Annotated in this window: 13 protein-coding genes; 7 read left to right on the top strand and 6 right to left on the bottom strand. The window is 65.0% G+C overall.

Going from position 1 to position 13269, the window contains the following annotated elements:
* Positions 1-764, bottom strand: a 764-nt coding sequence (locus tag V7Q53_RS16960) for an SseB family protein (protein WP_333829893.1), incomplete at its 3' end; no start/stop codon positions are given.
* A gap of 248 nt (positions 765-1012) precedes the next feature.
* Here V7Q53_RS16960 and V7Q53_RS16955 point away from each other — a divergent pair.
* From V7Q53_RS16955 to V7Q53_RS16945, 3 genes are all read left to right on the top strand, one after another.
* Positions 1013-1672 (top strand): ABC transporter ATP-binding protein, encoded by a 660-nt coding sequence (locus V7Q53_RS16955; protein WP_333829891.1) that lies wholly within the window; start codon positions 1013-1015, stop codon positions 1670-1672.
* The gene (locus V7Q53_RS16950; protein WP_333829890.1) at positions 1650-3728 is read left to right on the top strand and encodes a capsule biosynthesis protein; all 2079 of its coding nucleotides are present in this window, start codon (positions 1650-1652) and stop codon (positions 3726-3728) included. Before V7Q53_RS16955 ends, V7Q53_RS16950 begins: the two co-directional genes overlap by 23 nt.
* A gap of 124 nt (positions 3729-3852) precedes the next feature.
* The gene (locus V7Q53_RS16945) at positions 3853-4422 is read left to right on the top strand and encodes a hypothetical protein (protein ID WP_333829889.1); all 570 of its coding nucleotides are present in this window, start codon (positions 3853-3855) and stop codon (positions 4420-4422) included.
* Here the strand turns inward: V7Q53_RS16945 and V7Q53_RS16940 are convergent.
* From V7Q53_RS16940 to ndk, 3 genes are all read right to left on the bottom strand, one after another.
* Positions 4416-5336: an alpha/beta hydrolase gene (locus tag V7Q53_RS16940; RefSeq protein WP_333829888.1), complete on the bottom strand. Its 921-nt coding sequence runs from the start codon at positions 5334-5336 to the stop codon at positions 4416-4418. The two genes, V7Q53_RS16945 and V7Q53_RS16940, sit on opposite strands and share 7 nt — an antisense overlap.
* A complete protein-coding gene (locus V7Q53_RS16935) occupies positions 5333-6202 on the bottom strand; it encodes a LysR family transcriptional regulator (protein ID WP_333829887.1) in 870 nt (289 codons plus the stop codon). The genes V7Q53_RS16940 and V7Q53_RS16935 overlap by 4 nt, the downstream gene beginning before the upstream one ends.
* A gap of 103 nt (positions 6203-6305) precedes the next feature.
* Positions 6306-6728, bottom strand: a complete 423-nt coding sequence (ndk, locus tag V7Q53_RS16930; protein ID WP_333829886.1) for a nucleoside-diphosphate kinase — start codon at positions 6726-6728, stop codon at positions 6306-6308.
* A gap of 204 nt (positions 6729-6932) precedes the next feature.
* On the opposite strand from ndk, the gene V7Q53_RS16925 reads away from it, so the two are divergent.
* The gene (locus V7Q53_RS16925) at positions 6933-8795 is read left to right on the top strand and encodes an ABC-F family ATP-binding cassette domain-containing protein (protein WP_333829884.1); all 1863 of its coding nucleotides are present in this window, start codon (positions 6933-6935) and stop codon (positions 8793-8795) included.
* Between the two features lie 150 nt (positions 8796-8945).
* Complete coding sequence (locus V7Q53_RS16920) at positions 8946-9551, top strand: retropepsin-like aspartic protease family protein (RefSeq protein ID WP_333829883.1); 606 nt, start codon at positions 8946-8948, stop codon at positions 9549-9551.
* 3 nt (positions 9552-9554) lie between these two features.
* Here the strand turns inward: V7Q53_RS16920 and V7Q53_RS16915 are convergent, their stop codons facing one another.
* Positions 9555-10055 (bottom strand): RrF2 family transcriptional regulator, encoded by a 501-nt coding sequence (locus tag V7Q53_RS16915; protein ID WP_333829882.1) that lies wholly within the window; start codon positions 10053-10055, stop codon positions 9555-9557.
* Positions 10056-10276: 221 nt separating this feature from the next.
* Here V7Q53_RS16915 and V7Q53_RS16910 point away from each other — a divergent pair, with 221 nt between their 5' ends.
* Entirely contained in the window at positions 10277-11593 is a 1317-nt protein-coding gene (locus tag V7Q53_RS16910; protein WP_333829880.1) for an NAD(P)/FAD-dependent oxidoreductase, read from the top strand.
* A 12-nt stretch (positions 11594-11605) separates the two neighbouring features.
* Positions 11606-11962, top strand: a complete 357-nt coding sequence (locus tag V7Q53_RS16905; protein WP_333829879.1) for a DUF5368 domain-containing protein — start codon at positions 11606-11608, stop codon at positions 11960-11962.
* A 100-nt stretch (positions 11963-12062) separates the two neighbouring features.
* On the opposite strand, the gene V7Q53_RS16900 is transcribed toward V7Q53_RS16905, so the two are convergent.
* The gene (locus tag V7Q53_RS16900; RefSeq protein WP_333829878.1) at positions 12063-12956 is read right to left on the bottom strand and encodes a GT-D fold domain-containing glycosyltransferase; all 894 of its coding nucleotides are present in this window, start codon (positions 12954-12956) and stop codon (positions 12063-12065) included.
* Positions 12957-13269 lie beyond the last annotated feature (313 nt).

Raw genomic sequence — 13269 nt, 5'->3', positions numbered from 1 at the left:
GGCGGCGTGGGGTCCACCCAGGGGGCGGGGGAAAGAGCCAGGCCGGTGGCTTTCAGCCGCCCCATCGCCGCCGCATCGGGAAAGATGACATCCAGCGCCCCGGCCTCAATCCCCGACAGCTCCAGCGCCTCGGCCACGGCATGCGCAAGCGGGGCGCGCGCAGCCTCCGCCATGCCCCCCGCCGCACCTCCCAGCGCCAGCACATGGCCCGTGCCGCCGCCGCGCCAGCGCACCCCGGCCAGCACTACCGCTTCAAGCCCCGGCGTGTGGCGCAGGCGCCGCTCCAGCGCGGGAACCAGCAGGTCCAGAACGCTTTCGGGCAGCGCGACGGGGATGAACGCCTCGGGCACGCCCATGGCTTCATTGGTCCGGGTCTCGCCCAGCGTGCGCGCAAGCCATTCCAGCGCCTCGGGCGGCAGCAGTTCGGCATGTTCGCTGTCGGGGCTGATCAGCAGCGACAGTGCTTCGCCCGCCTGCGCCAGCATCATCACCAGCACCCGCCCGGGCAGCGCCGCATAGGGCACCACCTCCCCGGCGAAATCGGCTAGCCGGGATTCGCTGTCAAACACCAGCACCGCGCGCCCGGCCTCAAATTCAAACACCTTGGGGCGAAGCGCGGGGCCGGTGGCCTCATCGGCCAGCAGCACGAAAAGCTCGGTATCCAGCAGCTCGGCATGGAATTGCAGCCGCCGCGCCGTATCCTTGGGGGCGGCCTGCATCCGTGCCAGTGCGGTTTCAAGCGGGGTTTGCGGGGTCTCGCCCATGGGCCTTGCTCCGTCTGCGGAAGATGCCACCGCCTTTCCCCCGCCTTGGCGCAAATGTAAAGCGCCGCGCCGCCAAGGGGAGCGGTCGCAGGGCGCGCCCGCAGTTTTCACTACCCGGCCGGGGCCGATTGCGGCATAATGCGCTGATCGGTGCGCATCGGCGGTATTTTCCCGTATCGCGCCGCAACAAAGACACCGTTAACCCCGGGCTGTCATGCTCCGGAGGCATCGGGCCGAGGCAGGCAGACATGCTCGAATTTGACAGGGTCAGCAAATCCTTCTGGACGGGCAGGTCGCACAAGGTGATTCTGCATGATGCCTCGTTCCGTATCGAACTGGGGCAATCGCTGGGGATTCTGGCGCCCAACGGCTCGGGCAAGACAACGCTGATCAACATGATGGCGGGGCTGGAAAAGCCCGATGACGGGGCGATCACCCGCGCCTGCCGCGTCTCTTTCCCGCTGGGGTTCATGGGCGGGATCATGCCCAAACACACCGCCACCGAGAATGCGCGCTACATCGCCCGTCTCTATTCGCTTGACCCCGATGAGGTGGAGGCCTTTTGTCGCTGGCTGTGCGATATCGGCGAATATTTCGATCTGCCGGTGGGCACCTACAGTCAGGGGATGCGCTCGCGCTTTGCCTTCGCGCTGATGCTGGCGCTGGAATTTGACCTTTATCTGGTGGATGAAGGGATGCCGGCGACGACCGATGTCAGTTTTAACCGCCGCGCCGGGGCGATCCTGAAAGAGCGGCTTGAGGGGGCGACGGTGGTAATTGTCTCGCATCAGGCCGAGACGCTGGAAAAATACTGCCGTTCTGCCGGCGTGCTGCGCGACGGCAAGCTGCACATGTTCGATACGCTCGAGGAAGCGAAATACCTTTATGACTACGAAACCCAGAGCTAGACGGTTCCGGCTGCGGCTGAGCGAGGATGCGACCGGCGCGCCATTGTCGGCTGCGTCTGCCACGGTTGCGGGGCAGGGCGGCGCCCTGCGTGGTGAGCGTGGGCAGGCCGGGTCGGCTGCAAGCGGAAACGTGACCGAGGATGCGGCCCGCCAGATGGCAGAGCGCCGGAGCGCTGAGGGGCAGGCGGCCGAGGGTCAGGGCGTTGCGCGCGCCGATACCGGGGAGGCAGCCCGCGCCGGGGCGCCTGTCGCTGAGTCTGGCGCCAGCCCCGCAGTTAAGATTTCCCCGGAAGCCGCTGAATTGTCAACAAAAAACCCTCTCGCGGCTGCGGCACGCAGCGCTGCGGCGGCGATGGCGATGGCCAAGCTGCGGCAGGGCGTGGCGGGACAGCAGCCCGCACCGGCGTCAGATGCCGGGAAAATCGAAGGTCCCGCTAGCTCTACCCCCGCGCCCGCCGCACCCGTCACCCCCGCACGCACCACGGGCGTGGCGACAACGCCCCGACCGCCCCGCGACAGCACACGCGACCACCCCGAATACAACGCCGTCCAACCCCCGGAAACGCCGGCAGAAAGGCCAGTCACCCGGACGGACGAAGAGGCCGAGGCCGAAGCCGAGATCGAGGCGATCCGCGCCGAAGAGCTGACCGGGCGCCAGTTGCGCATGGCCATGCGGGTGGCGCAAAAGCACGGCGTCAAGGCCACCTCGGGGCTGGAGGCGGTGCGCCTGCTGCGCCGTCAGGGCGTCGATCCGTTTGAGCATTCCACCCTCATCGACATTGTTCAGAACCGCGCGGTTCCGGGGCGGGCACTGGCCACGGTCGATGCTCCCGCCCTGCCAAAAACCATTCGCCAGCCCGGCATGCCTGCCATGCCCGGCATTCCCGCGCCCGCCGAGCGCAGCGCCGAAATTGCGCGCATCCAGCAGGATATCGTGCGCCGCCGCCGCCGCCGTCTGGCGCTTCTGGGGGCGCGGCTGTCGGTCTTCGTGTTTCTGCCGACTTTTCTGGCCGCGTGGTATTTCTTCGTGATCGCCACGCCGCTTTACGCCACCAATACCGAATTCGTCATCCAGCAGGCCGATGCGCAGTCATCCGGCGGTGCGGGCGGGGCGCTGGGGGGGCTGTTCTCGGGCACCGGCATGGCCACGTCGCAGGATTCGGTGACGGTGCAAAGCTATCTGCAATCGCGCGAGGCGATGCGCAGGCTGGACGCGGACCACGGCTTCAAAGCCCATTTCCAGTCTGAGAGCATGGACCCGATCCGGCGGCTGGCGATGGATACCACCGACGAAGCCGCCTACCGGCTTTACCGGCGCATGGTTCAGATCAGCTATGATCCGACCGAGGGCATCATCAAGATGGAGGTGATCGCGGCGACGCCTGAAACCAGTGAGCGGTTCTCACGCGCCCTGATCCAGTATGCCGAGGAACAGGTTGACCAACTGACCCAGCGCCTGCGGGCCAACCAGATGAGCGATGCGCTGGACAGTTTCGAGCGCGCCGAAGCGCAGATGCTGGAAACGCAGATGCGGGTGCTGGAACTGCAGGAAAGCTATCAGGTGCTGTCCAGCGAGGTGGAGGTGACGTTGCTCACCCAGCAGATCACCACGCTGGAAGGGCAGATCAATCAGGAACGCCTCAGCCTTGCCGACCTGCTTGCCAACCCGCGCCCCAATGCCGCCCGTGTGCAGCAGGTTGAACGGCGCATCGGCGCGCTGGATACGCAGATTCAGGCGCTGCGCTCCAGCCTGACGCGGGGCGAGGCGGGCGGGGCCTCGCTCGCGCGGGTTCAGCGCGAGATGGTGATGGCCGAGGCCGATGTCGCCACGCGCCAGCTGATGCTGGCCACCTCGCTGCAACAGCTTGAAGCCGCGCGGATCGAGGCCAACCGGCAGGTGCGCTATCTGTCGATGGGGGTGAGCCCCGTTGCGCCGGACGAATCCACCTATCCGCGCCGCTTTGAAAACACCGCGCTGGCCTTCCTGATTTTCGCAGGCCTCTATCTGATGATTTCGATGACGGTATCCATATTGCGCGAACAGGTCACCAGCTGACCGGGCGCGGCGGGGCCGGTTGGCGCCCGTGACTGCCGTATTCTCCTGCTTTCAGCCGAAAAAACGCTGGCCCCCCCATGGGCCAGCGTTTACTCTGCCCGGGAATTTTACACAGGAGTCTGGGATGCGTTTTGCAAAATTTGCGGCTGTCGGTCTGGCGATCGCCCTTTCCGGTTGCATCGACATGGATATGGACACCGCCATTCTGGGCCCTGATCAGGCGCGCCTCAGCGGCCATATCGAGGTCAGCCGCGAAATGTTCGACATGATGGGGGGCGAGGCCGATTTCTGCCCCGCCGAAGAGGGCGGAACGCTGGAACTGACCGACACGCTGGCGCGCTGCAACATGCTGCTGGAGGGCACCTTTGCAGAGGTGTTCACCGAAAACGAAGACGGCTCACCCAGCCCCACCGCCACCGATCTGGGCGACGGCACGGTGCGCGTGACCTTCCCGATGGGCGACATGACCTCGGATATGGATGAGATGACCGCCGATCCGCAGATGGCCGCCATGTTCCGCCCGATGGTCGAAGGGCACTCGATCTCGATCTCGGTTTCGGGCGCCGAGATTGTCTCGACCAACGGCACCCTGTCGGATGACGGACGCCGCGCGGTGATCAGCTTTGAGCTGGTTGAACTGTTCGAAGATCAGCCGGATGTTCCGGAAGTGTTTGAAGCGGTGGTGCGCTACTGACCTTCGCGCGCGCTGGCGGCGAAACCCGCCAGCGCCTGCGTGATCCGCGCGAATGATTCCTGCGCGCCCCTGGCCATATGGCGGGCGCGCAGATAGCCATGCACCATCCCCGGCTCTACCGTCAGCGAGACCGCGACACCCGCTTCCGCCAGCCTTGCCGCGTATTCAACAGCGTCCGAGGCGAGCGGGTCACATTCGGCAGCGAATAGCGCGGTCGGTGGCAGATGCGCGAAACCCTTGGCGCGGAGCGGGGCGGCGGTGGGGTCATCCTGCCCCGCCGCGCCGTTGCTGAACCGGATCTCCGTGTAATAGTGAACATCGGCCAGCGTCAGCATCGGCGCCTGCGCATGGCGGATATAGCTGGGCAGGTCAGGCCTGCCGCCCAGCCCGGGATAGATCAGCACCTGCCCGGCGATACCCGTCTGATTCGCTGCTACGCAGGCCGCCAGATTGCCGCCCGCGCTGTCGCCCACGAGCACCTTCGGCCCCGGCAGCGCGGCCACAACCGCCATCGCATCATCATAGGCGGCGGGGTGGCGGTGTTCGGGCGCCAGCCGGTAATCGACCGCGATCAGCCGCACCCCCGCCCCGGCGCTCAGCTCGGCGCAGACCGCATCATGGCTGTGCAGCCCGCCCACCACAAAGCCGCCGCCATGGAAAAAGACCGCCGTCATCCCCGGCAAGGCGGTTGCGGGCGTGTAGATCCGGCAGGGCACACCGGCAATCGCACGGTCCTCGGTGGTCATGCCGGGCGGATGGGGGCGGTCGAACAGCTTGCACATCCGGTCATAGAACACCCGCTGCTCGGCCTCGGTGAAACCGGCGGCATCGGGCGGGTAGGCCGCGTTGGTCTGGTCGATGAAGGCGCGCATGTCCTCGGCCAGCCAGCTGTAATCGCGCATCATTTCGCTCATGGGTCTTCCTGGGCTCCGGGGTTGCGGCGCAGCGCCTGCACAAGTTTGCGCCACAGGGTGCGGTGGCGGTTGCGGTAGTGCAGCGCGGCATAAATCGGCTGGGTCAGCACCGGCGCGCCCGCCACCCGGACCACCTGCCCCCCGGCCACCATCCGCGCCACCACACGCTCTTCCAGATAACCGGCCACCTGCATCGCCACGATCAGCCCCTGCACGATGGCGCCTTGCCCGGCGGCCAGCGGCGGGGTTGCCAGCCCGGGCAGCAGCGCCTCATGGCTGCGCAGGAAAGCGGGCGAGAGATTGGCCAGCACATAGCGCGCGGGCGTGACATCCTCCAGCCGTTCAAGCCCAAGGCCGGGCGGTGCAACCATCCGGTAAGACAGCTCGCCCAGCGATTCGAAATGCAGATCGGGCGAGGGGTGGGGCGTGAACAGAAGCGCCATGTCCAGCAACCCGCCCTGCACATCCCGGCACATCTGCGCCGAATAGTCGGCCTCGATGTAGAGGCCCGCCTGCGGCAGAAGCGCATGGATCATCCGGACCCAGCGCGCCGGGTCGCCCATCGCCAGATCGTTCTGCAACCCCAGCCGCAGGGTCATCGCCTGCCCGTCAGACCCCCGGGCGGCGGCGCGGGCCTCGGTGATGGTGTGGCGCAAGGCGCGGGCGTGGGGTTCAAAGCGCAGGCCCTCGGTTGTCAGCTCGGTCCCGGCGCGCGAACGGCGGAACAGCCGCACCCCCAGAAACCGCTCCAGCGCCGCCACCCGGCCCGAGACGGTCGATTGCGTTACCGACAGCCGGTCCGCCGTGCGGTTGAAGCTGCGGGTTTCGCACAGGTCCAGGAATGTGTCGATCTGTTCAGGCTGCATCGCGGCAACCTAGACCCGCCCGCAGGCCACGCCAAGAACGAAAACGGCGCGCGGAAACCCGCGCGCCGTTCTGGTATCAGGGTAGTGTATCAGGGCAGGGGCCTCAGCCGACCAGCTCAAGCCCCGAGAAGAAATAAGCGATCTCCTGCGCGGCGGTTTCTGGCGCGTCCGACCCGTGGACCGAGTTTTCACCGACCGACAGCGCGAAATCCTTGCGGATGGTGCCTTCAGCGGCCTGCGCCGGGTTGGTGGCGCCCATCACTTCGCGGTTCTTCGCAATGGCGCCTTCGCCTTCCAGAACCTGCACCACAACCGGAGCCGACGCCATGAATTCGCACAGCTCGCCATAGAAGGGGCGCTCAGCGTGGACTTCGTAGAACTTTTCTGCCTGCGCCAGCGACAGGTGAATGCGCTTTTGCGCGATGATGCGCAGCCCGGCATCCTCGAACTTGGCGTTGATCTTGCCGGTCAGGTTGCGGTTGGTCGCATCGGGTTTGATGATTGAAAGCGTGCGCTCAATGGCCATGACGTGTCTCTTGCTGCATGGGGCACCCATGCCCCGGTTTCTGTCTGCGCCGCCCCGTATCACGCCAGCCCGGTTTTGAAAAGCAGGGGCGGGCGGCAATTTCTGTTCAGGGTTTGCATCAATGCGCCGGGAAGTGCCCCTGATCAGCGGCGCGGCCTTGCGCGGCACCTTGACGCCTGCCCCGGCATCAGGCAAGTCCGCGCCATGCTGAGCATCAATGATCTGAATTACTCCATCGACGGGCGCCCGCTTTTTGTGGGCGCTGCGGCGCGTATTCCCACCGGCCACAAGGTTGGCCTTGTCGGGCAGAACGGATCGGGCAAGACCACGCTTTTCCGGCTGATCCGGGGTGAGCTGGTGAATGAGGGTGGTGCGATCTCGCTGCCGTCGCGCGCCCGCATCGGCGGCGTGGCGCAGGAGGTGCCCTCGTCCTCGACCAGCCTGCTGGATACCGTGCTGTCGGCCGATGTTGAGCGTGCCGCGCTGATGGCAGAATCGGAAACCGCGCAAGACCCCTCGCGCATTGCCGAAATTCAGGCCCGGCTTGCCGATATCGACGCATGGTCAGCCGAGGGGCGGGCATCGGCCATCCTCAAGGGGCTGGGCTTTACCGCCGAGGAGATGTTGCAGCCCTGCTCCGATTTCTCGGGCGGGTGGCGGATGCGGGTGGCGCTGGCGGGGGTTCTGTTCGCGCAGCCTGACCTGCTGCTGCTCGATGAGCCGACCAACTATCTTGACCTTGAAGGCGCGCTCTGGCTGGAAAGCTATCTGGCGAAATATCCGCATACGGTCATCATCATCAGCCATGACCGGGGCCTTCTGAACCGGGCGGTGGGCGCGATCCTGCATCTGGAGGACAAGAAGCTCACCCTCTATCAGGGCGGCTATGACACTTTCGCCCGCACCCGTTCCGAGCAGCGCGCCGTGCAGGTGGCCGAGGCCCGCAAGCAGGACGCGCGGCGCGCGCATCTGCAAAGCTTCGTTGACCGTTTCAAGGCCAAGGCATCAAAGGCGCGGCAGGCGCAATCGCGCGTCAAGATGCTGGAAAAGATGCAACCCATCACCGCGCCCGCCGAGGCCGCGAAGCATGTGTTCAGCTTTCCCGTGCCCGAAGAGCTGTCGCCGCCGATCATCGCCATTGAAAGCGGTGCCGTGGGCTATGGCGGCCCGGCGGTGCTGCGCAAGCTGAACCTCCGTATTGATCAGGATGACCGGATCGCCCTACTGGGCCGCAACGGTGAGGGAAAGTCCACGCTTTCCAAGCTGTTGGCGGGCAAACTTGAGCTGATGGCGGGCGATATCACGCGCTCTTCCAAGCTGCGTGTGGGCTATTTCGCGCAGCATCAGGTGGATGAGCTGCATCTTGAGGAAACGCCGCTTCAGCATATCCAGCGACTGCGCCCAACCGAGGGGCAGCCCCGGCTGCGCGCCCGGCTGGCGGGGTTCGGGCTGATGGCCGATCAGGCCGAAACCACGGTTTCGCGGCTTTCGGGCGGGCAGAAGGCGCGGTTGTCGCTGTTGCTGGCCACCATCGACGCGCCGCATCTGCTGATCCTTGATGAACCGACCAACCACCTTGATATCGAAAGCCGCGAGGCGCTGGTGGAGGCGCTGACAGCCTATTCGGGCGCGGTGGTACTGGTGAGCCATGATATGCACCTGCTGGGGTTGGTGGCAGACCGGCTGTGGCTCGTCTCAGGCGGGACGGTGACGCCCTATGAGGAAGATCTTGAGGCCTATCGCCGCTTCCTGCTGACCCCCGATACCCCTGCGCGTGAGGAAAAGCCGAAGGCCGAGAAACGGCGCGCCAGCCGCGACGAGCTTGCCGCGTTGCGCTCTGACCTGAAGAAATGCGAGCAGCGCGTTGAGAAGATTGAGGAAATGCGCAGCAAGCTGGCGACGAAACTGGCCGATACCGAGCTGTATGAAGACGATCGCAAGGGCGATCTGGCGGTCTGGAACCGGAAATATGCCGAGGTGATGGAAGCCCTCGACCGGGCTGAAGCGCTCTGGATGAAAGCCGCGCAGGTTCTTGAAAAGGCAGAGAAAGAAACGTCAGGCAATTAATTGCCTGACGGGTTCCTTTGCGCCGGACCCCTTCGGGCTGGGCGTAAAGCCGCGCACGCTTGCGTGAAGCGCGCGCGGCAGACTTGGCCAAATCCCGCCCGGTCCCTAGATTGACCTCATGCCCTGCCTTGCTCCCCTCATGGTGCTGCGATGATTGACAGCCTGTCCAGCGACCAGATTGCGCAGATCGTCTATCTGGTCCTTCTGGGCACGGTGCTGGGTTCCTATGCGCTGGTGGCGATGCGCCAGCAACTTGGGCAGTTCGTGCGCATGTTGCTGCTGTGGGGGCTTCTGTTTACCGGGGTGATGGCGGGCTGGGGGCTGTGGCAATCGGTGATGCTGCCGTCGATCACGGTGCAACAGACCGGCGAAGACGCGATTGATCTGCGCCGCGGCCGCGACGGTGCCTTTCGCCTGACGCTGGAGGTGACGGGGCGCGAAGGCATGGAACCACAGCCCATCCATTTCATCGTCGATACCGGCGCCACCGATATCGTGCTGACCCGCGCTGATGCAGAGGCGCTGGGTTTTACGGAGAGCGATCTTGCCTACCTGGGCACGGCGCGCACCGCCAATGGTGTGGTGCGCACCGCCCGGGTAACGCTGGACGGGGTGCATATCGGCGCCCGGCAGCATCCGAACATCCGCGCCCTTGTCAACGAGGGGGAACTGCATGTCTCGTTGCTGGGCATGACCTTTCTCAGCCGTTTTTCCCGCATCGAAATGACGGGCGACCGTCTGCGGCTGGAATACTGAGCCTCAGCCGGACGCAGCCACCCGCATCTGCCGCGCCCGCACGCAGGGCACACCCTCGCTCATCCGCAGCGGCGATTGCAGCGACAGCAGCGCATCCAGCCCGGTGTTGCACTCCACCAGCTCAGCCAGCATCAGGGGATCAAGCGAGGCGTAAAAGGCATCGACGGCCCGCGCCAGATGGGCGGACATGCGGCAATGGTCCTTGAGCGGGCAGGTATTGTCGGGCGAAAAGCATTCGATGAACGGCAGATCGGCTTCAAAAGTGCGGAACACATCGCCCACACTGATCTCATTGGCGGGGCGGGCGAGGATGAAACCGCCGTGGCGCCCGCGCAGTGTCTTGATGAAGCCGAGTTGCCCAAGCTGATTGATGACCTGCGCCAGATGGTTCTCGGAGGCATTGATCGCCGCCGCGACCTCGGCCTTGCGCACGATGCGGTCGGGGTTGACGGCACAGACCATCAATGTCCGCAGGGCAAGGTTGGTTCGTGTGGTCAATCGCATCGGTCTACTCCGTAATGATGGACATCACCTAAATGTTTTCGGCGCTTCCTGCCTTGACCAGGATCAAATCGCGGTGGCGAGAACCGGGATAACCCCGACAGTGACGCACCCCGGCCCCCTCGGAAGCCGCGCTGGCAGGGGCGCTTGGTATGCTATTGCATTCTGATTGTGGAATGTGATAACTGATATATAGATATATTCATATTTGGTGGAGGGAAGAGATGTCCAGGCCGTGGAATCTGAGCGCCAGCAGGCGTGGTTTTCTGGCCCTCGCGGCGGGGGGGGCGGCGCTGGCGGCGGCCGGAAGCGGCGCGCAGGCGCAGCGGGTGCGCACCGCGGCGCGGATCGTCATTCTGGGTGCAGGCGCGGGCGGCGCGGCGATTGCCAACCGCCTGTCCACGCGCCTTGAGGGCGCGCAGATCACCGTCATCGACGGGCGCCAGCAGCATTGGTACCAGCCGGGATTCACGCTGATCGCCGCAGGTCTGAAGCCCGCGCATTATTCGGTCAGCACCACCGGGCAATGGCTGCCCTCGGGCGTGAACTGGGTGCAGGAATATGCCGCCGGGATCGACCCCGACGCCAACCGCATCACCACCACCGGCGGGCAGCGGTTTGACTATGACTATCTCATCGTCGCCACCGGCCTGTCGCTGGACTGGGAGGCGATCGAGGGCTTCTCGCTGGATATGGTGGGCGAAAACGGCATCAGCGCCCATTACGCCGGGCCGGAACATGCCGAGCTGAGCTGGCGCGCGCTGGACCGCTTCACCGATCAGGGCGGTGTCGGCCTGTTCGGCCGCCCGGCGACCGAGATGAAATGCGCCGGCGCGCCACTGAAGATCACCATGCTGGCCGAGGATATCGCCACCCGCAAGGGCACCCGCTCGGGGTCGCAGTTCATCTACAATGCCCATAATCCGGCGCTGTTCAGCGTGCCCATCGTCCACCACCGCCTGCGCCAGATCTTTGGTGAACGCGGGATTGAGGCGCGCTATGACCATGTGCTGAAGGCCGTCGATGCCACGCGCAAGGTGGCGACCTATGCGACGCCCGAGGGCGATGTCGAGACGGGTTATGATTTCATCAACGTCATCCCGCCGCAGCGCGCGCCGCAGGTGGTGCGTGATTCGGGCCTGTCATGGGGCGACCGCTGGACCGATCAGGGCTGGATCGAGGTTGACCGCGAAACCCTGCGCCATGCCCGCTATCCCAATGTCTTCGGCATCGGCGATATCTGCGGCGTGCCCAAGGGCAAGACGGCGGCGAGCGTGAAATGGCACCAGCCGGTGGTCGAGGACCATCTGGTCAGCGAATTGCAGGGCCGCGAGGGTACGCGCCGGTTCAACGGCTACACCTCCTGCCCGATGATCACCCGCATCGGCCGGGCGATGCTGATCGAGTTCGATTATAACGACAACCTCGTGCCCTCGTTCCCCGGCGTGATCGCCCCGCTGGAAGAGCTGTGGATTTCCTGGCTGATGAAGGAAGTCGCATTGAAAGCCACCTATAACGCCATGCTGCGCGGCCTGGCCTGAGGAGAGAGCACCATGGAAGAACTGAGCTTTTCCACCCTGATCGCCGTCTTTGAGGAGATGTTTGGCCGGGGACTGTTCTGGGTGCTGGCGGCTGTCGCCGCCGTCATCACTGCGCTTTACGCCTATGTGCTGGTGCGCGACCGGGCTGTGTCGATGCGCAAGTTCCTCATGGCGCAGCTGGCGATGCCCTTCGGCGCGGTGTCGGCGGTGGCCTTCATGCTGCAGATCACCAATTCGCGCCTGTCCGATCTGGGCGGGCCGGTTGACTGGCTGGTGGTGCTGGGCATTGCCGCTGCGGGCGCGGTGGGCTTTGCCATTCTGGTCTATGTGGTGCAGTCGCTTGTCCGCAGACCGCATGAAGAGGCCTGAGCGGGCAGGGGGGCTTTTCAAGCCCCCCTCTTCGGCTGCGCCGAATTCACCCCCCGAGCGTATTTTGGGCAAGATGAAGGGGCGCGCGTTGGCTGGCGGTCTATCTTGATATCTGCAGTTTCTCAGGCAGCAGCCCGTTTGAATAGACATGGGCGTAGCTTGCGCTGATATGGCCGATATCCAGCGCCTGAATGCCTGCCGCCGCAATGCGGTGCGCGAGAATGGTTGCTGTCGGACCCAGCGACAGCAGCACGATCATGTCGGGGGTCGCACGGGCGATGACGCCTTTCATGATCTCTTCGCGGTCAGCATAGGCATGCTCGGGCGAAGCGTAGAGGAAATCGACCTTCCCCGCCCCGTCGAACAGGGCCGGAAGCAGCTCAAACCGCGAACCCCGGCCGGTGACGACCAGAACCTCACGACCTTCCCACAGCCGCCGCCATTGCGCGATACCGGCGGCGCCTTCCTGCAGGAAGAAGGCCGGCCGCGAGATGAGGGTGTTTCCGTACTGTGCCCCCGGGGCGAGCAGGCTTTTCACAAGCTTCCAGGTTCCGATCCAGACCCCCAGCCAATGCAGATTGCCCCGGAACGGTGGCGGCAGCGCGACCATGACGCGGCCCGGCGCCAGCCAGTCCGGGTTCATGGCATTGCTCAGGTCGCTGCGTAATCCGGGCGCGTTGCGCTGGAAGCGGATGGAGTGATCTGCGTTGACCATGAGCAGGAATTCCCCGTCGCCAAAGCGGGCCAGCGACAGGCGCCCCTCATGAACGGCATCCAGCGTCTGGGCCATGCTGCGTTGCACCTGACTCAGCGTGGCGGTGATGTCGTTCTCCATGCCAGCGGTGGCGCTGTCCAGGATCATCCGCAAAATGCGTTTCTCGGCGCGGGCCTCGGCGAGCAGCTGTTCCACCAGCTTGCTTTGCGCGGTGGCCGCCTCACGGTTGCGGATCATTTCATCCCGGATCTGCTCAAGAACAGTCTTCAGCGCATTCATGTCATTTCCCGACTCTGGTTTGTGGAGGGCCGGTGCCGGGGGAGGCGGCGTCAAGCATTCTCTGGCCTTGTCAGGTCAGACACTCACATTCCATGGCACGTATCCTGATGAGGTTTCTGACACCGGACGGCGCGAAGGCCAAGACCTCAATCCCGACGGTGCCATCGGGATCACGCCATCATCGGGCTCTGTTCGGGTGGTGAGGGCGCAGCGCAGGGGGCGGGCTGCGCCGCGCTTCGTGACTTTACATATCCGATGCTTTCTGTCAGGTACTACGTGCCGACAGCCAGACGCCACCGGCACCCTGTCAAAC

The organism is Pararhodobacter sp. (genome assembly GCF_036802785.1).
Lineage (GTDB): Bacteria > Pseudomonadota > Alphaproteobacteria > Rhodobacterales > Rhodobacteraceae > Pararhodobacter.
The sequence above is the reverse complement of the archived record's forward strand: the minus strand, read 5'-3'. Positions and strand labels throughout refer to the sequence as shown.